General features: G+C 68.4%; 23 protein-coding genes. 6 read left to right on the top strand and 17 right to left on the bottom strand.

The features are described 5' to 3' along the window. The first annotated feature begins 1 nt into the window (after position 1). On the top strand, positions 2 to 262 hold the full coding sequence (locus NS3_RS03170) for a hypothetical protein (protein ID WP_067853192.1): 261 nt from the start codon (positions 2 to 4) through the stop codon (positions 260 to 262). A gap of 63 nt (positions 263 to 325) precedes the next feature. On the opposite strand, the gene NS3_RS03165 is transcribed toward NS3_RS03170, so the two are convergent. Further along, complete coding sequence (locus NS3_RS03165) at positions 326 to 727, bottom strand: hypothetical protein (protein ID WP_067853190.1); 402 nt, start codon at positions 725 to 727, stop codon at positions 326 to 328. Positions 728 to 751: 24 nt separating this feature from the next. Beyond that, positions 752 to 1,300: a DUF3558 domain-containing protein gene (locus NS3_RS03160; RefSeq protein WP_067853187.1), complete on the bottom strand. Its 549-nt coding sequence runs from the start codon at positions 1,298 to 1,300 to the stop codon at positions 752 to 754. 271 nt (positions 1,301 to 1,571) lie between these two features. On the opposite strand from NS3_RS03160, the gene NS3_RS03155 reads away from it, so the two are divergent. Next, on the top strand, positions 1,572 to 2,612 hold the full coding sequence (locus tag NS3_RS03155) for a hypothetical protein (RefSeq protein ID WP_157101139.1): 1,041 nt from the start codon (positions 1,572 to 1,574) through the stop codon (positions 2,610 to 2,612). After that, positions 2,609 to 3,580: a hypothetical protein gene (locus NS3_RS03150; RefSeq protein WP_157101138.1), complete on the top strand. Its 972-nt coding sequence runs from the start codon at positions 2,609 to 2,611 to the stop codon at positions 3,578 to 3,580. The genes NS3_RS03155 and NS3_RS03150 overlap by 4 nt, the downstream gene beginning before the upstream one ends. Before the next feature lie 124 nt (positions 3,581 to 3,704). On the opposite strand, the gene NS3_RS03145 is transcribed toward NS3_RS03150, so the two are convergent. The 14 genes from NS3_RS03145 to NS3_RS03080 form a co-directional block, all read right to left on the bottom strand. After that, positions 3,705 to 4,304, bottom strand: coding sequence for an NUDIX hydrolase (locus NS3_RS03145; protein WP_067853177.1), 600 nt, complete (start codon positions 4,302 to 4,304; stop codon positions 3,705 to 3,707). Positions 4,305 to 4,479: 175 nt separating this feature from the next. Next, positions 4,480 to 5,214: a helix-turn-helix domain-containing protein gene (locus NS3_RS03140; RefSeq protein ID WP_067853174.1), complete on the bottom strand. Its 735-nt coding sequence runs from the start codon at positions 5,212 to 5,214 to the stop codon at positions 4,480 to 4,482. 39 nt (positions 5,215 to 5,253) lie between these two features. Continuing rightward, the gene (locus tag NS3_RS03135; RefSeq protein ID WP_067853171.1) at positions 5,254 to 5,649 is read right to left on the bottom strand and encodes a hypothetical protein; all 396 of its coding nucleotides are present in this window, start codon (positions 5,647 to 5,649) and stop codon (positions 5,254 to 5,256) included. Positions 5,650 to 5,831: 182 nt separating this feature from the next. Then, positions 5,832 to 6,938 carry an MDR/zinc-dependent alcohol dehydrogenase-like family protein gene (locus NS3_RS03130; protein ID WP_067853168.1) on the bottom strand — a complete coding sequence of 369 codons (1,107 nt, stop codon included), beginning with the start codon at positions 6,936 to 6,938 and terminating at the stop codon, positions 5,832 to 5,834. After that, complete coding sequence (locus NS3_RS03125; RefSeq protein ID WP_067853165.1) at positions 6,935 to 7,906, bottom strand: ROK family protein; 972 nt, start codon at positions 7,904 to 7,906, stop codon at positions 6,935 to 6,937. Before NS3_RS03125 ends, NS3_RS03130 begins: the two co-directional genes overlap by 4 nt. Beyond that, entirely contained in the window at positions 7,903 to 8,583 is a 681-nt protein-coding gene (locus tag NS3_RS03120; RefSeq protein ID WP_067853162.1) for an HAD family hydrolase, read from the bottom strand. Before NS3_RS03120 ends, NS3_RS03125 begins: the two co-directional genes overlap by 4 nt. After that, positions 8,580 to 9,461, bottom strand: coding sequence for a TIGR03619 family F420-dependent LLM class oxidoreductase (locus tag NS3_RS03115; RefSeq protein WP_067853159.1), 882 nt, complete (start codon positions 9,459 to 9,461; stop codon positions 8,580 to 8,582). Before NS3_RS03115 ends, NS3_RS03120 begins: the two co-directional genes overlap by 4 nt. Further along, complete coding sequence (locus NS3_RS03110) at positions 9,458 to 10,324, bottom strand: VOC family protein (protein WP_067853156.1); 867 nt, start codon at positions 10,322 to 10,324, stop codon at positions 9,458 to 9,460. Before NS3_RS03110 ends, NS3_RS03115 begins: the two co-directional genes overlap by 4 nt. Then, positions 10,321 to 11,217: an NADP-dependent oxidoreductase gene (locus NS3_RS03105; RefSeq protein WP_067853154.1), complete on the bottom strand. Its 897-nt coding sequence runs from the start codon at positions 11,215 to 11,217 to the stop codon at positions 10,321 to 10,323. Before NS3_RS03105 ends, NS3_RS03110 begins: the two co-directional genes overlap by 4 nt. Next, on the bottom strand, positions 11,214 to 12,056 hold the full coding sequence (locus NS3_RS03100; protein ID WP_174550429.1) for an SDR family oxidoreductase: 843 nt from the start codon (positions 12,054 to 12,056) through the stop codon (positions 11,214 to 11,216). Before NS3_RS03100 ends, NS3_RS03105 begins: the two co-directional genes overlap by 4 nt. Continuing rightward, positions 12,049 to 13,044 (bottom strand): zinc-dependent alcohol dehydrogenase, encoded by a 996-nt coding sequence (locus NS3_RS03095; protein WP_067853151.1) that lies wholly within the window; start codon positions 13,042 to 13,044, stop codon positions 12,049 to 12,051. Before NS3_RS03095 ends, NS3_RS03100 begins: the two co-directional genes overlap by 8 nt. A gap of 1 nt (position 13,045) precedes the next feature. Then, positions 13,046 to 14,272, bottom strand: a complete 1,227-nt coding sequence (locus NS3_RS03090; protein ID WP_067853148.1) for an MFS transporter — start codon at positions 14,270 to 14,272, stop codon at positions 13,046 to 13,048. A 44-nt stretch (positions 14,273 to 14,316) separates the two neighbouring features. Continuing rightward, the gene (locus NS3_RS03085) at positions 14,317 to 15,357 is read right to left on the bottom strand and encodes a 3-oxoacyl-ACP synthase III family protein (RefSeq protein WP_067853145.1); all 1,041 of its coding nucleotides are present in this window, start codon (positions 15,355 to 15,357) and stop codon (positions 14,317 to 14,319) included. Continuing rightward, positions 15,354 to 16,586, bottom strand: coding sequence for a sedoheptulose 7-phosphate cyclase (locus tag NS3_RS03080; RefSeq protein ID WP_067853578.1), 1,233 nt, complete (start codon positions 16,584 to 16,586; stop codon positions 15,354 to 15,356). The genes NS3_RS03085 and NS3_RS03080 overlap by 4 nt, the downstream gene beginning before the upstream one ends. A gap of 207 nt (positions 16,587 to 16,793) precedes the next feature. Between NS3_RS03080 and NS3_RS03075 the strand changes: the two genes are divergently transcribed. The 3 genes from NS3_RS03075 to NS3_RS03065 all read left to right on the top strand — a co-directional run bounded on the left by NS3_RS03075 (position 16,794) and on the right by NS3_RS03065 (position 18,909). Next, a complete protein-coding gene (locus NS3_RS03075; protein ID WP_067853143.1) occupies positions 16,794 to 17,411 on the top strand; it encodes a TetR/AcrR family transcriptional regulator in 618 nt (205 codons plus the stop codon). Positions 17,412 to 17,525: 114 nt separating this feature from the next. After that, positions 17,526 to 18,230: a nucleoside/nucleotide kinase family protein gene (locus tag NS3_RS03070; protein ID WP_245649446.1), complete on the top strand. Its 705-nt coding sequence runs from the start codon at positions 17,526 to 17,528 to the stop codon at positions 18,228 to 18,230. A gap of 106 nt (positions 18,231 to 18,336) precedes the next feature. Further along, positions 18,337 to 18,909 (top strand): potassium channel family protein, encoded by a 573-nt coding sequence (locus NS3_RS03065; RefSeq protein WP_067853141.1) that lies wholly within the window; start codon positions 18,337 to 18,339, stop codon positions 18,907 to 18,909. 6 nt (positions 18,910 to 18,915) lie between these two features. Here NS3_RS03065 and pgi read toward each other — a convergent pair whose 3' ends face one another. After that, positions 18,916 to 20,553 carry a glucose-6-phosphate isomerase gene (gene pgi, locus NS3_RS03060; RefSeq protein ID WP_067853572.1) on the bottom strand — a complete coding sequence of 546 codons (1,638 nt, stop codon included), beginning with the start codon at positions 20,551 to 20,553 and terminating at the stop codon, positions 18,916 to 18,918. Between the last annotated feature and the right edge of the window lie 25 nt (positions 20,554 to 20,578).

The raw sequence follows: 20,578 nt of genomic DNA, 5'->3' as shown, positions 1-20,578 counted from the left end.
CGTGACTGTCCGCGAGTACTACGTGAAAGTCCACTGCTGTGGTTCGGGCTGGCTTATCCATGTGCCTGCGGTGGATCGTTGGACGGTTACCGGCGAAAAGACGGCCATCCGGTCTACTGCCCGACAGATGATCGCGGCGGTGACCGGTCAGTCGGACGATGCGTTCGACCTGGACTTGGTCGCAGGCAGGGCGGTGGGCGATGTGGAGGAGTTCGGCGCGGGGTGCCGGGCACTGACACGCTGGCACCTGCCCATATGTTGAGCGGCGGCTGGTCGGGTGCGGCGCTCGGGCGAACGGAGGTGAATGCGTGAAGAACGCGCTTGCTCAGTTGATTTCGTCACCCTGGTCGGTCAGCTTGCGGCTGGACTCCTCGTCGACGGCCTGGAGCTGTCCGATGGCGGCTTGGTAGGCGTCGCGCATGGTGGTGACGATTTCGATGTGCTGGTCGATGCGGGCGAGGGCGTTGTCGTTGGGGTCGTGTAGGCCTCCGCCGGTCGCCTTCTGTTCGAATTTCACTCTCAGGTCGATGGCGGAGGGGAGGCCACCGTAGCCGGCTAGGTAGCGCAATCGCTCGGCGTTGCTTCTCATACGCAACAGTTGCTTACGGAGTTCTTCGCAACGGTTGTACAAGGCTTGGCCGATCTCGGTGTCCATTCTGAACTCGCCGTTAATGGCCTGTTCTTTGAAGTTCTGCCAGGTCTTGAGGTGTGATTCTGTGTCGGCCATGTCGTCCCCCCAGGAAGTGTTCGTCTATTTCGGTAGGTGCGGTTCGAGGGTGGTGGCATGCTCGATCGTGAGGTCGCAGGCTTCCTCGATGGGCCTGTTGTCGAACCAGCTGACGGCGATTGCGAACATGCCCTGCTCGGCGGGCAGATTGACATAGCACGATCGACCGTCTTCGACCTTGCTTCTGTTCAGGAGTCCTTGCCGGGTTCCTACGGTGATCTCGCGCAGTATCTCGATGTCGGGATTCTTGCGGGTTTCGTCGATGGTGTGGCTGCTGGACAGCAGATCCATGCGGTAGCTGAAGACCGAAGGCTCCCATCCGCAGATCCGCCACGACGAGATCTTGTCCGGGTTGACGATGTTCTGCTCGGTGGACGGGTCGAGCCCGAGTTCGATGAGCCATTCGTCAGGGATGTCGGTGCAGGGGTCGAGCAGGTCGTCCATCACGGGTGTTGCGGCGGTGGGCGTGCCGGGCTCGGTACTGCTGAGGCCGAGATCCCCGCACGCGGTGACCAGGCCGAGAATCGCGGCGGCGGCGATGGCGGTGCGTGCGGCGGTGGCGGTGGTGTGCATGTCCCCTCCCTGGATTCGACAGCACAGTCAACATATAGGACGCGGTAGGGCACCTGGCGGTTCCCCGGGCTGATCGAATCGGCATCCGACTTTGCCCTGTTCCCTTGTGACGCCGCGAATCCAGCGAGATCGCGAGCGTCGATCGTGGAGCCGCGACGGGCGGCGTCCGCTCCGGTTCGCATGCTTGGCATACTCGACTCGCCCGATCGGGGGCACAACAGCCGGCCTGGCCCGGCGATCTGCACGGGAAGTCGAGGGGGATCGATCAATCATGTCTGTGGCAGCGCGTCTCGTGCTGGTCTTGGCGGTGTCGTTCACGGCAGTGGGATGCTCGGCTGCCGAATCCGAGCCCTGGACACCGCCGAAAGCTCCTGAGGCAGAGACGGTCACCACTTTCGGGCGACCGGTGCCGACTGCGGATTATGCGAAGTTGGAGGTGGCCGCGCAGGTGCGTTCGGTGGACCCGTGCGCATTGCTCGATCCAGGGCAGTTCGCCCGGTTCGGCACGCTCCGGTCGGCCGGGCCCTACGACAAGCTGTCCGACTGCGTGGTCAGAATCGATGTTCCGGGCAGCCCAGCGGGTGCTGACGTCCAGCTGGACCTGGTCAGTTACGAGCCGAACCCGGATGAGGAAACGGTGACCATCGCTGGACAGACCGTGGTCAGGACTTCCCATTACGGGTGCGGCTACAAGGTGCCGATGGAATTCGGCGCCACGGAGCCGTCGAGCGAGCCGACCGCCGTGCCTGACATCGTCGAAGTGCCACCGACGCCGTACCTGTCGATCTCCGCCAGTGGTTTCCCCGCCTCCACGGGTGGCAATTGCGGGGTTCTACGGGAGACGATCGCCCGCATCCTGACGGCCTTCGTCGAAGACCGAGTGCCGCGACGAAGTCAATCGCCGACGCAGCTCGCTCTGGCCGACCGGAGTCCCTGTGAGCTTCTCGAGCATTTGCCCGCCGATGTTCCTGCCGAACGCTTCGACGTCACCACCGATCCCTACGACTGTGAATTCTGGAGTGGGAAGAACATCATCCACATGAAGTTCTACCTCACCTCTCCTCGTGCCGCGAGGGCGCCCTTTGACTTTGAGCAGGCCGAGACCATCGCGGGTTACCTGGTGCTGGTCCAGGAAGACACGAAAATGCCTACTGACCCCAGGTGTACTTTCCGATTCTCGGTCGGGTCGGCGTTCGATCATGATCTGCCCGAACAGAAACACGTCCAGCCGGTAGGGCAGTTGTCGGGAAGCTGCGAGATAACCCGCGCGATGATTCCCACCGCACTCGAAGTGTTCGGAGCGAACCGATGATCGGCAAACGAGTCGTGGTCGCGCTTGCCGCTGTTCTGCTTACATCGGGGTGCGCGGTGGAGGGGCTCGCGATCCCCGAGGGTGCCGGGTATCGAGCGTCGTTGGGGCCTGATCGCGCCGCCGCGAACGAAGCTCTGAGAATGGTCGACCATGTGCGGCAACTCGACCCGTGCGGCATGCTCGACGAGCCCGCGATCATCGCCTCGGTCGGCGCGCCGCGTTATTTCGGAGCGGATCACGAACCCGACGAATGTGTCGTGCGGTTCGACCACACCACAACCGTCAACCGCGTAGACAGTGTCTCCGTTAAGCTGTCGTCGGCCGCGGAGGGACAGGAGATCAAGGTCGGTAACCGTACCGCGTATGTCCTCGACATGGGCGAACGGTGCTACATCACCGTGCGTTACGAGAAAAAACGTATCTTCAGTTACTCGATCAGTGGTTCACCGGACGCGGACCTGTGCACCCAGTTGCGCCAGATCGTGACAGCCTCCGAGCCGCTGCTGGCGACTCGGCCGAAGCGTTCGGAATCGACGCGTATGCCTGACACCCGGGCCTGGCAACTCGACCCGTGCGCTGCGCTGAACACCGCGTACGAGCCGGAGCAGAAGATCCGCGTCGGCGCGAGCCCGTTCAATTGCGACTACAGGCTCGGCTTCGAGCATGTTCCGACAGACATCAATCGGTTCAATATTACTTTCATGCACAAGCCGGAGGACGTGGCGAACCACGTTCAGTCGCATATGCGCCGACTGCGCATCGTGGGCGTCGACGCCACCGAGGAATCCGGCGACAAGGACTACTGCATGATCGAAATCAAGGCGGGCGCCGATCGGCCGTTCCCGGTCGTCGACCACAACGGTGAGACCGAGCAGTGGATCGAGATGATCAGGGTCACCGGCTTCGGCTGCACCGAGACCCGTCGAGTTGCCGTGATCGCGGTGAAGGAGTACCTGCGGCAGGGCTGATCCTTCGTCGGCTGAGCGCTTCTGCCTCCCGCCGGGGCCGTGAATTGCACAGAGCCAGGGCCGTCGGCATCGGTTCCGGGGAATTCGGATTGCCGACGGACATACCGTGCCGAGGGTGTTCAGTTCATGTCGGATCGTACGCGGGCACGGCTTGCTGTCCGGGTGAGTCGGCCCTCGCGCGGCCTCCGTAACGAGTGGCCGCGGCCATCATTCCGATCGCGGTGCCGGTGCCGAGGAACCTTCCTGCGGCGAGCAGGTCTGCTGTGGCACTCAACGGAATCCACAGAAGTTCGGCGGCTTCTTCCAGATCGGTGGGCGATGCGACCTGGCGTGCGTCGTGTCCCACGTAGACGAAATGGCGGGTCTGCACCATGCCCGGTACGGGTTCGATATCGGCCACCAGGTCGAGGTGTCCGGCTTCGAACCCGGTCTCCTCGAGCAGTTCTCGTCGCGCACACGTCAGGGGGTCTTCGTCGGGCTCGACGATTCCGCCCGGCGATTCCAGTCCGACCGATTCGACGACCCAGCGATGTCGCCGCATGAGCAGAGCGCGTCCGTGCTCGTCGACCGTGGTCACCGTCGCCACGGTGTTCAGGCGAACCGCATGGTGGGACCGGCGCACGCCGTCGGGAGTGGTGATCTCGTTCTCGGTGACGGTGAGCCATGGCTTTCCGTCGTAGATGGTCCGCTCGTTGTGCACCTGGGTTCGCGGCGGCTCGGTCATGATTCCCACGCTACGTCGACGGAGCAGTCTGGGCGGGACGATAGCCATGTCGAGCGCGCATCCGGAGGTGTCGTCGGTGCGGCGGAGCCGTTGGTTGCGGGTAGTCGCGCCGCTCCTGATCGCCGTCGCCGGGGCACGTCAGCAAGGCAGCTGTGAGGATAAGGACTGCTGCCTTTCAGGTGATGTCGGCGGGTACATCTCGGCTCGTGCTGTCCACGGGTGCCGGCGCGATGTCGGCGCCCTGGGCGAGCAGTGTGGATGCCGTGATGCCGAAGACGGCGCGGAAGGTGTCGCTGAAGTGGCTCGGGGAGGCGAAGCCGGCGTCGGCGGCGGCGCGGGTGAAATCGCTGCCTTCTGCCACGCATTCGCCGAAGCGCACCAGCCGCGCCCACATGCGGTAGCGGCGGAAACTCGTTCCGGTGTGCTCGGTGAACAGGTGCAGGAATCGCGATGGTGACAGGCCGACGGCGGCAGCGGCGTCGGCGGCGGAGTGAGGGGCCGCCGGGTCGGCGAAGAGGGTGCGGATGACGCTGTGGACGCGGGGATCGGGTGGGGCGGCCGGGACGCCGCCGACGATGAGGTCGCGCAGGGTCGACGGGTCCGGTGGGCCGGTCAGGTGAGTGAGCAGCGCGCGCAGTTGCGGGCGGGCCGGACTGTGCGCGGGAGCGAGGTTGTAGAAGAACAGCATTCGGCTCGTGCCTGCGTCGATATGGTGGTGGGTGCGGGCCGGGATCAGCGTGCTGCGCAGCCGCAGCCGCGATCGGCCGATCGTGAGGACGAACGGTGCGTCGATACCGAGGGCATAGCAGTCCACAGCGGTGGCGTGCGGGTCGAGAGGCAGCGCGGGCCCGACGTAGACAGCCTGCTCGGGCCACAGCCAGATCTTCGGACCCGTCGAACCGGCATCCATACCAGCCATCATTCCCGACATCGGCACGCGGCGTCGACGTCAGCGTGCGCCGCGACGCTGAGAGCGGCGGATCGACAGCCATACACCACCCAGCAGCGCCGCGGCGGCGACATCGATAGCCGCCACCCGGGTCAGCTGCGGATCGACGGACTGTGTGGCGGCGGCGAGCGCAGGGAAACTCACCAGGCTCACCGCGTTGGCCGCGATCGCAGGCTCTCGCCAGCGCGGCCGCCGGGCCCCGACGATCAGACCGATGCCGAGCACCCCGAACAACACCGCGCGGTGCCGCAGCAGCAGGCCGACGTTCTCGTCCACCGCATCGAGCCCGTAGGCCTCGCGCATCCGCTGCACCGACACCACGCCCAGGGCGGGCATCGCGTTCAGTACGCCCACCGCGATCAAGGCGGCGGCGTGTCCGTCGAAACGAAATCTCATGTCGCCATCCTCTGAGCGGCGATGGAACCGCGCTTCCGAAAACCTGCTGCGATTGTTCGGCCGGCTGCGCTCAGGTCGGTAGGTGATCGATGAGGATGCCTACGGAGACCCGACCTTTTCGCCGGGCAGTCTTCTGAACGTCGGAGATCTGTCCGGCTCCGACGGGCCGGGCGAGGTCACGTTCAATCGCGGACCAGCTCGGGGTTCATGGTGACCACCAGGCGCATTACCCGTCGATCGTCGACAGTGCGGCGCCGTTCGGCGCACAGCGCGTTCATCACCTCGACACCGACTGTCAGGCCGACATCGTGGGTGAGCAGCGAATCGACATCGGCGGCCTCGGCGGCCAGTTCGTCGGCGGCCGTGCGCAGCCGCTGTGTCGTGACACCGCGATTGCCGGTGCACACGATCTGCCGCTCGCCGCTGCTGAAACGCACCGCCGCCGGTGGCCACGGGCCGCCGGTGTTTGCCGCCCGGACGCCCGCCAGGTCGACGCCGGGGAGCGTCCGGCATACCGATCCGGCCGGGACGCCGCCGATCGGATGTACTGCGACGAGCCGCGACCCGAGTCGTTCCACGGCGCGGTCGACAGCCGACGCGGTGGCATCCCGGTGGGTGGACACCAGCAGTGCCACCGCGTCCCCGCAGTCGTTCTGCCAGGTGCTGTCGAGAGCTCGGCCGTGGACGGAGGGGGCGAAACCCGCTGTCCACGAACGCCCTTCCTCGGTGCGGTGCAGCACGACCGTTCGCGCCTCGCTGCCGAAGACCCGAGGCGCCAGATATGCGGCGAGGTTGCCGATCAGCCCGTCGCCGATCACGAGCAGGGTGTCCGGCCGGGTAGCGGCCATCGCGTGCAGCGCGTACCGCACCACCGCCCAGGGTTCGATGAGGGTCGCGCGCGCCGACGAGATCGACTCGCCGATCGGGGCGACGAGTCCGGCGCGCACTGCCGATGCCCCGATGAGTACGCGCTGTTGGAACAGCCCGTCGACATTGTGGCCGAGCAGGAAGGACGGATCGCCGGGATGGGTGGGGTTGATCACGACACGTTGACCTGGGGTCACCGAGTCGACGTCCGCGCCGACCGCGACGACGCGGGCCGCCCCTTCGTGTCCGACGATCGGCGACGGATCGTCGCGGTCACCGCGGACGATCTGGATATCGGTCCCGCACAACGACACCTTCTCCGGAGCGACGACGATCTCTCCCCGGCCCGGTCGCGGGGTGGGCCTGCGACGGAGGGACGACCAAGAGCCGTCGCGAACGATGGCATGGTGTGTGGCTGTCATCGAAAGCGTCCTTTCCGTACCGGGAGCCGGCCGATGGCCACAGCGGTGGCGCCGGCGAGCGGATCGATGTGACCGGGGCGGCACACTCGCACTCTCAGCTCGGCGGGCCCGGCATCGGCGTAGGAGCGGACCTCGGCGAGTTGCGCCGTCAGTTCCGTCTCGTAGACCTCGGCCAGCCCCTCGGCGACGCCGCCGCCGAGGACGACGAGATCGAGCAAGGGGTCGGTGGTCCGCAGCGTCCGCACCAGTTCCGCGATCGGTTCGACGATGGTGCGCAAGAGGGTGCGGGCGTCCGGATCGTCGGCGGCGACGCGCGCACTCAACTGGGCCGCCACCGCCGCCGGCTCCGGCAATCCCAACGCGGCGGCGACCCGCGGGATCGCGGGCCCCGCGCAGAGTGCGGCGATGTGACCGGTGCCGCCGCACAGGCATTCCAGTGAACGCACGGCCTCCGGCGCGCTGGTGGCCGCGCGCAGATGCCCCACCTCCCCCTGCAATCCGTAGGTGTCGACATCGATCACCGACGCCGTCAAATCGGCGGTGCGCAAGGCGATTCCGCTGCTCACCGTGAGATACGCGACGCGGCGATCCGTCGGCCTCGCCAGCTGTCGGACGGCATCGGCCAGTGCGGCGGTGACGTCGTTGACCAGATTCCAGGTCACATCGGGTCTGGCTTGTTCGAGCAGGGTCCGCAGCGGCAGCCTGGTGGGCAGCTCCCCGCCCCACAGCGGCCCCGAACCATAGGCAATGCCCAGTTCCTCGTCCAGCGCGGCCCCACAGGAGACATCGACGGTGGAATCCGGCGGCGCGTGTTCGGCGAGCGTGGTCACCAGCGAGGCCACCAACTCGTCCGGCTCGCGGTGCGGGTGATGAATCCGGCTGGGCGCCGGGTGGCGCAGTACCGCGCTGTCGCCCACACGGATCCGCAGCCAGGTACCGCCGACGTCGACGGCCGTGCGAGTGCTCATCCTGCGACCCGCAGCAGGATGCGCTCGCCGGATACGGTCGCGGTGACCGCGGTCAGATCGTCGACGCGGGCGTCGGCGGGCCCCTCCTCGGCGCCGATCGCGATGCAGAAGCTGCCCGCACGGTGGCCCGCCAGCAGGCCGGCCGTCGAGTCCTCGATCACCACGCAGCGCGTGGGCGGAACCGACAGCAGCGCCGCCGCCCGCAGATACCCGTCCGGCGCGGGCTTGCTGCCGACCGGGTCGTCGGCGGTGACCGTGTGCTCGGGTTCGGGCAGACCGGCCGCGGCCAGCCGCCTGCGCATCATCGTGGCGGAGGCGGCGGTCACCACCGCCCACCGGTTCGGGGCAAGTGCCGAGACCAGCGCCGCCGCACCGGGAATAGGACGCACCGCCGCTCGCGTGTGTTGTTCACGATGACGGATCCACCGCACTTCGACGTCCACATCGTCCTGCGACGCCGACGGCAGCACCGCGCGGACGATGGCCTGCGCGGTTCGCCCGGGCAGCGCCGCGTACACGACCGCGGGATCGAGCCGATGGCGGTACGCGAAAGCGGTCCACGTCTCCCGGATCGAGGCGTGCGAATCCACCAGCGTGCCGTCCATGTCGAACAGAACGGCGTCCACCTCGACGGTGCGCGAACGGTGTGCGGTGAGGTCACCGCTGTGGGTGGTCACAGCGCCGACGGGGACGAGGCGAAGGTGGCCCCCGCCAGACGGATCAGGGCCAAGTCGTCATCCAGCGGCCTGCGCAACGCCTGGTTGCCCGGGTCGGTGTCGAGAACGACGGTGTCGGCCCCGAGGCCGGTCAGGAACGTCAGGTCGTCGGCGATCTGATCGAGACTGCCGTAGCCGAGCGGACGTCCCGGCGCGGTGACACGGGCCGGTGTCGGCAGGAAGAAGACCCGTGGCACGAAGAGTTTTCCCTCGTTCAGCTGTGCGACGCCCGCCCTGCACCGCTCGCGGGAGGGATGCAGCGGGTGCCATGCCGTGCCGAAACGGTTGGTGCGGCGCAGCGCCGGCGCGCCGTTGCCGCCGATCCACAGAGGCGGGTGCGGCCGTTGCAGCGGACGTGGGCGGGTGTGCACGCGATGCTCGGCGTGGTCGCCGCGCAGGGTGATCACGTCCGCGGTCCATGCCTGACGCAGTGTGGCGAGGACGGCGTCGGTGCGGGCTCCTCGTGTGCCGAACGGAACGCCGAGGACGTCGAACGCCTCGGCGGCCCAGCCCACGCCGACGCCGACCACCAGACGGCCCCCGCTGAGCTGATCGATCGTGGCGGTGGCACGGGCGAGGTGCACAGGATGACGATGCGAGCCGATCAGCACGCCGGCGCCGAGGCGGACGGAGGTGGTGCGGCCGGCCAGCCAGGCGAGCGTCGACAGGCACTCGTAGAACGGTGCGGGCGAGCGACGGTTCGCGTCATCGGTGAGAGCGAGGTGGTCGGACAACAGGACGGCATCGAAGCCCGACTCTTCGGCGGTGCGAGCCCACCGCTCGATCCCGTCGTGATCGATCTGGGGGCCGAAGTTGGGCAGATTCACGGCGAGTTTCACGGGCGCCGGCTTTCGGTGGCGGCGTCGACGATCAGGTGGGCGATATCGGCGTCGGTCCGGCCGCGCAGAGCCAGGTGGTGGCCGCCGAACTGGGTGCGGCGGCGCGGTGGCGGGGTCGGGCCCACGTGGTGCTCGAAGAGCTCGATGTTCAGTCCCGCCACCACGAGCATCGCCATCCGGGAGCTGCCCTCGACGTCGATGCCGAACTGAGCCCGCATGAAGTCGCGGCCCGCGCTGATGTCGGTCTGCAGGGCGATGCGGGCGCCGTGCCGGTCGACGAGATATCGCAGCGTGGAGTCGAGGTCGCGCACGCTGTAGCCGGTGTGGTCCACACCGGCGTATCCGGGCAGCGCCGCACTGTCGACCCGGTGCCGGGTGTGATCGAGTCGCACGTCGGTCAGCCGGGTGTAGGGCGGAGTGTCGGGCCACTGCTGCAGTTCGAACAGCGTGCCCCAGGAGGTGCGGTAGTAGACCCACCGGTTGCCCGCGATCGGCCCGTCGGGGATCTCGATGATGTCGCCGAGCACGGTCGTGCCGGGCAAGTCCGCGATGTAGGTGGCGGCGGCCTCGATATCGGTGACCCGCCAGCACAGGTGATGGGCGCCGATATCCACCATCCGCGGCGCGTCCGTCTCGCCGGTGCCGTCGGCGTCGAGCAGTTCGATGCCGACAATCGGGTCGGCGTGGACAAGCGTGGCGGTATCCGCGGACGCACAGCTGCGGATGTCGGGTCGCACCGCGCCTGCCCCGACCACCGCCGCCAGGTGATCGGCGGCGAGTGCCCGGTCCGGGACACGGATTCCGACGCGGTGGGCATCGAGGGGCGGCATCACGTCGCCGCCGGATGTGGAGGACGCGGTCACGGGATCACCAGCACCTTTCCGCGGATGCCGCCCCCGGCGACATCGGTGTGCGCCCGGGCGACATCGGCGAGGGCATAGGAGCGGGCGACCGGCACCCGCAACTGCCCGGCGTCGATCATCGCGACGAGTTCGGCCAGGGCGGAGCCGTTCTCGTCGACATAGCTCTTGTGCGGGGTGATGCCCCGTTGCGGACGGGGTTGTTCGTTGTCGTCGATCGAGACGAACGCACCGTCGTCGCGAACAGCCGCGATCGAGGAGGCGAGGCCCGCCGTGTCGACGACGGCGTCCCAGCCGCGCTCCTCGACCCGGTCCACGGCGCCGGTCCAGACGACGCCGAGATCGCACAGGTCGTCCGCGTCGCCGGCGCGGGCTACCGCGCCGACGCTGTGCCCCCTGTGCCGCAGTAGTTGCACGGCGATCCGGCCGACCGCACCCGCACCGCCGGTGACCAGGACACGCGCGTCCGGCGCCAACGACAGCGTCCCGAGGGTCTGCCGGGCAGTCAGCGCCGCGAGCGGGATCGCGGCGGCCTCGGTCAACGGCACCGTCGACGGCGCGGGGGCGAACAGTTCCTGATCGGCGACCACCCGCTCGGCGTAGGTGCCGTACCGGTGCGCGGGCTGGGCGATCATGCCGATGACGCGGTCGCCCGGCGCGAACCGGCGCACCTGCTCGCCGACGGCGGTGACCACCCCGGCGACGTCCCACCCCAGAACGGCGGGGAACTGTAGATCGAGCTTCAGGAATCCCGACCTGGTCTTGAGGTCGACGGGGTTGACGGCGGCCGCGGCGACGGACACCGCGATGTCGGTCGGTCCGACCGGCAGATCCGGGACCTCACCGAGGAGCAGGAGGTCGGGGGCACCGATTGTGGGCAGTATCGCGGCCTTCATGGACGCGGCTCCTTCCTGGTGTGCGAACGAGTTGCGGCTCGGGCGTTTTCTTCGGCGGCGGTGAGGACCAGGCCGCCGTCCACCGTCAGCGAGGCTCCGGTGAGGTAACTGGAGTCGGGACCGGCGAGAAAGGCGGCGACAGCGGCGATCTCGCCGGGATGCCCCGGCCGTCCCAGGGGAATGGCCGGGCGATGCGCGGCGTGGACGTCGGCGCCCTCGGGCATGCCGTTCATCGGAGTCGCGGTCTCCCCGGGAGCGACAGCGTTGACCCGGATTCCGTAGGCCGCGAATTCGAGGGCCATCACTTTGGTCGCCATGCCCAGCGCGGCCTTGGCCGAGCAGTACAGGACGCCGCCGGTGATCGGGATCGTCTCGTGCACCGAGGTGATGTTGACGATGGTTCCCGGCAGGCGCTGTTCGACGAGGCGACGGGCGAAAGCGGAGGCGAGCGCGATCGGCGACAACGCGTCGACCGCGAAAACTTGCGCCGCACGGTCGAACTCGATCTGGTGAGCGGGAGTGCGGTCGTTGATCCCGGCATTGTTGATCAGGCACCGCACCGGCCCCGTGGACGCGTCGGCGAGCGCGAGAGCGGCGTCCAGCGACGCGACGGCCGCGGCCGGTTCGTCCAGTGCGATCGCCACCGGCCGGGCGCGCACCCCGAACTCGCGCTCGAGCGAGCACGCGACCGCTTCGGCGCGGTCGCGTCCGGAACGGAATCCGACCAGGACGTGCCACCCTCGTCGCGCCATCTCCGTGGCCGTCGCCCGGCCGATGCCACTGCTCGCGCCGGTGACGAGCACGGCGGCGGGTCCGGTCTGCTCGGCGGATTCACGCAAGTGAGATCACCACCTTGGGCCGGGTCCGCGTGTGTTCGAGGATCGCGAAGGCCGCGTCGGCGCTGTCGAGCGGCACGACCCCCTCGATCAGCGCCTCGAACGTCGCCGTCGGCGCGCCGAACATCGCGACCGCGCGCCCGTAGTGATCGACGCCGTGGCGGACGCCGGTGATGCGGATTCCCGACAGCGCGATGGTGGCCGGATCGATGGTCTCCGGCGCGGTCGCGACCCCCACGAGCAGACAGGTGCCGCCGGGCCGCAGTGCGGTGACCGCCCCGCCGAGCGCCCCCGGCGCGCCGGATGCCTCCACGACGAGGTCGTATGTCCCGGTCACCGACGGAAAGGCGCTGTGCCGCTGCCGGTAACAGCCCGGATCGAGGTGGGTGAGCGGCTTCGGATCGACGATGTCTACGGTCGCGTTGCTGCCTGCGAGCACCGCCACCGCCAGGCTGCCGATCGTCCCCGCGCCGACCACGAGGACCCGGTCACCGGGCCGGACGGGCGCCGCGTCGAACGCTTCGAGGACGGTGACCATCGGCTCGACGAGGACGTGCGCCGGGGTAGGAGTGCAGCGTCCGAACGATGCCACCGCGCGCCGCGGCACGGCGAGCAGTTCGGCCGCGGCGCCGGGATGTCCGTACAACCCGACCTCGCGCAGCCGCCCGCACAGGTTGCGCCTGCCCGCGCGGCACTGCTCGCAATGCTGGCAGTACAGCATCGTGCTGCCGGTGACGACTTCGCCCACAGCGATGTCGTCGACTTCCGATCCCACCGTCTCGACGAGGCCGACCCACTCGTGACCGAACGAGTGCGGATAGCGCGCCCGCCCGTCGAGCAGATACGGCGAGGTGCCGTGCAGCAATTCGAGATCCGTTCCACACAATCCGACGTAGGCGACGCGGACGAGCACCGAATCGCCGGTGACCTCGGGCTCCGGGACGTCGATGATCTTCACCGAGCCGGGAGCGGCGATGACCGCTGCGCGCATGTCAGCCGACCTCGACTGCCGACGTCGGACCGGGGGCGGGTTGGGCGGCGCGACGGGCGAGCGCCAGCAGCAGCACGGCCGCCGCCGCGAGCGCCGTGCCGACCAACGGGAGAACACCCAGCCCGCCGCCTGCGCCGAGGGTGACCGAGCCGATCCAGGCGCCTGCCGCGTTGGCCAGCTGGAATCCCGCGATGTTCACCGTCGCGGCCAGGTGGGGAGCTTCGGCGGCGGCGCCGATCAACTTCGACGCCAGCGGGGGAATGATCGAGAAGCCGGCCGCCCCGAGCACGAACATCCACCCGATGGCGAACCAGCGGAACTCGCCTGCGAAGAACAGCACTGCCAAAGCCACCGTCAAGGCGCTCAGTGCGACGTACAGGGTGCGGTCGAGCGAACGGTCCGCGAAGTATCCGCCGAGCTGGTTGCCGAGGACGGAACCGAGCCCGAACAGGAACAGCACCACGGTGATGTGCTCGGTGGCCACACCCGCGACCTCGGTCAGATAGGGGGCGATATAGGTGAAAACCACGAACAGCGCGGCCTGGCTCAACGCGGTCAGCCCGATCGCCCACAGCACCGGTCCCCGGGAGAACACGGTGATCTCGGAGGTGATGTTGCCCGCGCGGTGCTCGGGTGCGTGGCGCGTGGAGGCCAGCAGCGCGACGGTGACCACGGCTTGGAAGACGGCGATGATCAGGAACGAGGCACGCCAGCCGATCTGCTGGCCGATCAACGTGCCGAGCGGAACGCCGAGCACAGTGGCCAGATTCAGTCCGAGCGTGATCCGCGCGATGACACGTCCCTGGTACTCCGGTTCCACGAGCGAAGTGGCCAGCACCAGGCACACAGCGAAGAACGTGGCGTGAGGCAGCGCCGTGATCACGCGCGCGATGACGAGCACGGCGAAATTCGGGGCGAACGCGGTGAGGACATTGCCCGCGATGAACAACGCCATCGACCCCACGATCAGGGGCGTGCGGCGTATCGAGGACGTCGCCACGGTCATCAGCGGACCGCCGATCATCACGGTGACCGCGTACACGGTCACCAGCAGTCCCGCTGTGCCTTCGCTGACGCCGACGTCGCCCGAGATCTCGGGGAGCACCCCGGCGACGAGATATTCGACGGTGCCGACGCCGAACACCGCCAGCAGCATGCAGATGATGGCGCGATCGACGGGAACGGTCGGTGCGGCGTGCGCGGTCTGACCGCGAGATGGGGTGGACATGCCTGCCCTTCCGGTGAGTAGGGATATCGGTCGGCCGAGGGCGTTCAGCCCGTCGCGAGAGCGGTGACCAGGTCGGTGGCCTCGACGACAGCGCAGCCCCAGGTGAATCCGACGCCGATCCCGGTGAGCACGATCAGATCCGAGGGGCGTAGATCGTCCGTGGCGGCGAGCAGGTCGAGGCCGAGCAACGGGTCCGCCGCGCCGGTGTGCCCGATGTCGTGGCCGAGTTCGACGAGCGTCTGCTGCGGCCGGATCTTCAGCGGCTCGAAGCACTGTTTGCGCAGCAGGACATCACCGAAGTTGGGCACGATCCAGGTACGCACGTCGTCGTGGTGGACTCCGGCGTCGGCGAGAGCGGTTTCCGCGCATCGCGACAGCGCCGCGGCGTTGCGGGTCCAGAACTCGTCGATCGAGCGGTGCTCGGTGAATCCGGCGACGCGGGTGCGCAGATCCAGCGGCAGCGCACTGCGATACGCGGGCATGTCCATGACGTCGTTGCCGCGGTGCATCCGCTCGAGGGCCGGATCGCTGACCACCGAGGTCGACAGCACTCGGAACGGACCGCGGTCGGGGCCGACGACGGCGGCCCCGGCCCCGTCCCCGTAGACCAGTCCGCTGTCGGAGGACCAGCGGTCGAACAGCGGCAGCGCCCACACGTCCGATGCGGTGACCAGACCGCGTCCGGCGCCGCCGAACCATCGCCCGATCATCTCGATGCCGACGATCGCCCCGGCGCAGGCGGTACGGATCTCGAGGGGCAGGCAGTTGTCGATGGCGAGGCGATCCTGGATGTAGGCACCGCAGTTCCACGCCTCCAGGCCGTTGTGCAGCACCACCGCGTGTACGAGCAGATCGATGTCGGCGGGGGTGACCCCACTGGCCGTGATCGCGCGTGCGCCCGCGGCGACCGCCATCTCCGGAGCGGTCTCGCCCAGTTCCGGCGCGCTCACGGCGGCCGCCCGCTGGCCGGTCTTCTGGCGCTCGATCTCGTCGAAGCGGCCCGCGGCGATGGCGTGCGCGGCGGTCTCCCTGGCCTCGGGAAGGTAGGAGCCGATACCGGTGAGATAGAGCTCTTCCCACCTCATTTCGCGACTCCCGCTCCGATCGGGACACCGGTGTCGGCACCTGCCGCCATGGCGAGATGGCGTAGCGCCCTGGCGATCTCGTCTGCGGTGACATCATCGACGAACCGATGTCCGCCGATGCCCACCGGCAGTGGCAGTCGTTGTCTGCCGTCGCGATGCCGGATGGTGTCTTCGAGTGCGCTGTCCAGCAGTCCCGGACGGGCGAGCACCTCGGTCCAGATGGGCAGGTCCAGCCGACGCATCACCGACAGGATCCGGTCCCGTTCGGCAGGGGTGATGTCGCCGCGCAGATGTCCGATCACCGTGGTCAGCGCCATGTCGATGCCCACGGCCTCGCCGTGCAGCAGGGTGGGCAGTGCCTCCATCTCCAGGGTCGGGGAGAAGGTGTGCCCGTAGTCGACGCAGCGCTCCAGACAGGTTTCCCACAGGTTGGGCTGCAGTTCCTCCAGCATCAGGTGGATCGCCTCGGCCATCACCAGCCTGGCGGCGTTGTCCAGTTCGGGTGTCGAGCCTTGGAACCGGTCCGCGATCAACGCCGGGCCGTAGCTGTCGAGCAGGTCGAACAGTTCGCTGGAGCGCACCAGTGCCATCTTGAGCACTTCGGCCATGCCGTTGGACAGATGCCGGGCCGGGACCGTGGCGAGAAAACGACGGTCCAGGAAGGTGGCGACGGCCGGCGCGTAGGTGCCGAGGCGGTTCTTTCCCTTCCCGTAGTTGACCCCCGTCTTCACCCCGACCCCGGCATCGACGAGCCCGACCAGCGTGGTGGGTACCCGGACGTAAGGCGTCCCGCGACGGTAGAGGCTGGCCGCGAGCCCGACCACGTCGAGCAGCACGCCGCCGCCGATGGCCACGACCGGCTCCCGCCGCCGGTCGATGCCGAAGGCGTTCATCGCGTCGACGACGGTTTCGACCGACGCCCATTCCTTGACCGATTCGTCGGCGCGCATCGACAGAATGTCGACCCGAATGCCGTTGCGGGCGAACCATTGCCGGATTCTGTCGCCGTGCAATCGGTCCACGCCTGCGTCGATCACGACGAGGCGGCGTTCGCCGGGCCGGATGGGCGCGTCCGGGCATCCGTCGAGGAGTTGTGTGTTGTCCGGCTCGAACAGGTCGCGGGCCACGATCACGTGATAGGCGACCTGCTTGACTGCTTCGACAGTCCATTCGGAATCGTGTGCGGTGACGTGCGTGAGGCCGAGTCTGAATCGAGTGCCGCTGCGCATGTCGAAGTCCTTCCGATCGTCCACGCACGCCGCGGCATCCGCGGTGATCGTGCGTGTGATTGACCGCCCCCTGAGGCGTTTCGACGGCCGAGATGTCGGGCTCCGCATTGAGCTGTAGGGCCGTGGCCTTAGGCTATTCGTTTATCGATCGCTACAAGAATAAAATGTAGCGTAGATCACTCCGGTGATCGAGGGAAGGAGTACGCAGTGGCTGGTGTCCGTGGACAGGGACGCAAGTTCGACCTGGACCATGCGCTCGATATCGCCATGGAGCAGTTCTGGCGATACGGCTACGAGGGCACCTCCGTGGCGGGGTTGACCAAGGCGATCGGCATCGCCACGCCCAGCCTCTACGCGGCTTTCGGCGACAAGCGGCAGCTGTTCGACTCGGTGGTGGAGCACTACCTGCGCGGCCCCGGCGGATGGATGGAACGTGCCTTCGCCGAGGAGACCTCCGCTACCCGCCTGGCGCGCCGTCTTCTGCGCGAGGCGGCCAGTCACTATGCCGACCCCGACCACCCCGGCGGTTGCCTGCTCGTCATCGCGGGCGCTTGCGTGGCCGACTCCAACGACGCTGTGGCGCGCCAACTCCGCGACCATCGCAATCGCAACATGGCATTGCTCGCCGAACGACTTGCCGAGGGGGTGCGAACCGGAGAGCTGCCTCCGCACTTCGACCCGGAGGCGGCCGCCGAGTTCCTCGGAGTGGTCATCCAGGGCATGTCGGCCCGCGCTCGCGACGGAGCGACCGTCGCCGACTTGGAGAGCGCGGCGGAGTTCGCGTTCCGATCACTGGGTATCGGAACGGGTGCGAACGGGGCGTAATTGCTCGCAGTTGCTCGTAGTTGCTCCGCCTCCTTCGAATGCGCCGCGGTTGCCGGAGTGCAGCCGTCGCCCCGACAGGTGCCGGTGCGGCCGCGTAGCACTTACGGTGAGCTGGTGACGGGCACAGTGCGGGAGACCTCGATAGCGGCCCAGGCCGCCGCCCTGGCGGGGCGGGCGTCCGCCACGGATCGCCGTTATCTGGTGGGCATCGCCGGTCCGCCCGGCGCGGGCAAGTCCACGCTGTCGGCCGGCCTGTGCGCGGCGCTGAATGCCCGCGCGGGCCGACGGATCGCCGAGATCGCGCCGATGGACGGCTATCACCTGTCCAACGCCCGCCTCGACGAGATGGGCAGGCGGGCGGCCAAGGGGGAGCCGGACACCTTCGACAGTGGGGGCTATGTCGAGAACTTGGCGAGGCTGCGCGGCACGCCGCTCGGTGAGCCCGTCGCCTGGCCCACCTTCGATCGGGGGCTCGACGAACCGACTCCGGCGGGCGTGGTGTTCACCGGCGAGCGAATCATCGTCACCGAGGGCAATTATCTGCTCGTCGACGATCCCGCTCTCGGAGCCTGGCACAAGGTGAGCGCGCTGTTGGACGAGTGCTGGTACCTGGATGCGGCGCGAGAGGTGCTGACCGCGCGCCTGCTGCGCCGTCATCTCGACGGCGGGCGGACGCACGAGGCCGCGCGGGACAAGGTCGAGGGCAGTGACCTGCGCAATGCCGAGCTCGTCGCGGCCACCCGCGCTCGCGCCGACCTGGTCCTGCGGGCCCACGGCGACCGCTACTCGGTGCTCGATCCGGGGCTCGCGGTGGAGTGAGGCCGCCCGCCACGGCACCTCGTCGATCTGCTTCGATCCACGTGTTCGCCTGCTCGCCCGGCGCGTATACCACCGACACCGACCATCCGGGCGGACCATGAACCCTATGGCCGAGTCCCGACCCCCATCAGGTCGCATCCGTCTGCTGCGCAACGGCGCGGCGGTGATGTGCGCACTGCTGCTCTTCTACGGCGTGCCGGTGGAGCGCAGACCGGACGGGGCGCTGATGGGCGGTGTGTCGGCCACGGTGGCCTTCCTGGTCGGAGTGGTCGGGCTGCTGTGGCTGGTCACTCGTCAGATCCGGCGCTATCTCGCCGCGCCGGAGGGCGCGGGCCAGCAGGTCGACGGCATCCTGCTGCTGCTCATGGTGGTGATCGTGTTCTTCGCGCAGTTCTACTTCCGGCTCGAGATTCACGATCCGAGCCAGTTCGACGGACTGCGCACCCGCACCGACGCGCTGTACTACACGATCGTCACGCTGGGCACGGTCGGCTACGGCGACGTCCACGCCGTCGGGCAGGGCGCGCGCATCGCCGTCATGATCCAGATCGTGTTCGATCTGATCGTGATCGGCACGCTGCTCGCGGTCATGACGTCGAGCATCGTGCGCGCCCGGGGGGAGATCCGTCACCGTGGGGAAACCCGTCACGAAGACGCGAGCGGAGGCGAACCCACGTGACGCGAACTAGCGGTGATCGCGGTACCAGCGGATCAGCGCGTCGGTGGAGGAGTCGTCCTGCGGTTCGGGGTCCTCGGCGGCGCCGAGCAGGGGAGCCAGCGCAAGAGCCTGCTGTTTGCCGAGTTCCACGCCCCACTGGTCGAAGCTGTCGATGCCCCAGATGGTTCCTTCCACGAACACCTGGTGCTCGTAGAGGGCGATGAGCTGCCCGACGACCGAGGGCGTCAGTTGCGGGGCGAGGATGGTGGTGCTGGGCCGGTTGCCCGGCATGACCTTGTGCGGAACCACCTTAGGGTCGGCGCCCTCGGCGGCGATCTCCTCGGCGGTCTTGCCGAAGGCGAGCACCTTGGTCTGGGCGAACAGGTTGCTCATCAGGATGTCGTGCATGCTGCCGGTGCCGTCGGCGGTCGGCAGATCGTCGGTGGGGCGGGCGAATCCGATGAAGTCGGCCGGGATCAGCCGGGTGCCCTGGTGGAGCAGCTGGTAGAAGGCGTGCTGGCCGTTGGTGCCCGGCTCGCCCCAGAAGATCTCGCCGGTGGAGGTGGTGACGGGGGTGCCGTCGGCGCGTACCGACTTGCCGTTGGATTCCATGGTCAGCTGTTGCAGGTAGGCGGGGAAGCGGCCGAGGTCGTTCGAATACGGCAGCACCGCGCGCGATTCCGCGCCGAAGAAGTTCGAGTACCAGACGCCGAGCAGGCCGAGCAGGACCGGGGCGTTGGCCTCCAGCGGTGCGGTGGCGAAATGGGTGTCCACGACGTGCATTCCCGCCAGGAACTCCGCGAAGTGCTCCTTGCCGATGGTGGCCATCACCGACAGGCCGATGGCCGAATCCACCGAATAGCGGCCGCCGACCCAGTCCCAGAAGCCGAACATGTGCTCGGTGTCGATGCCGAAGGCCGCGACCCGCTCGGCATGGGTGGAGACCGCGACGAAATGCTTGGCGACCGCGTCCTCGCCGAGCGCTGCCACCAACCAGCGGCGGGCGGCCGTCGCGTTGGTGAGGGTCTCGAGCGTCGAAAAGGTCTTGGACGCCACGATGAACAGCGTGGTCGCCGGGTCGAGACCGTCGAGTTCGGCGACGAGATCGGCGGGGTCCACATTGGAGACGAAGCGCGCGGCGATGCCCGCGTCGGCGTAGTGGCGCAGCGCCTGGTGCACCATGACCGGCCCCAGGTCGGAGCCGCCGATGCCGATGTTCACCACGGTGCGGATGCGCTCGCCGGTCGCGCCGCGCCACTGCCCCGAACGCAGGGCATCGGTGAATTCGCCCATGCGGCGCAGTACTTCGTGCACCTGCGCGCCCGCGTCCGCGCCGTCGATGCGCAGTGACTCGCCCTCGGGCAGGCGCAGCGCGACATGGCCGACGGCGCGGTTCTCCGAGGTGTTGATGTGCGCGCCGTTCAGCATGGCGTCGCGGTGTTCGGGCACGCCCGCCTCGTGCGCCAATTCCACCAGCAACTGCAGGGTTTCGCGGGTGATCCGGTGCTTGCTGTAGTCGATGTGCAGGTCGCCGACCCGCACGGTCAGCTCGCGGCCGCGTCCGGGGTCCTCGGCGAACAGCTCCCTGAGGTGCCGTTGCGCGAGAACGCCGTGGTGATCGTGCAGTTTCCGCCAGACCGCCGATGCGGTGATGTCGCTGCTCACGCCGCCGAGGTTACCCACCGCCGCG

It is taken from the genome of Nocardia shimofusensis NBRC 100134, assembly GCF_001613125.1.
GTDB lineage: Bacteria > Actinomycetota > Actinomycetes > Mycobacteriales > Mycobacteriaceae > Nocardia > Nocardia shimofusensis.
Note: the sequence above shows the minus strand (reverse complement) of the source record. Positions and strands in the feature narration are given on the sequence as shown.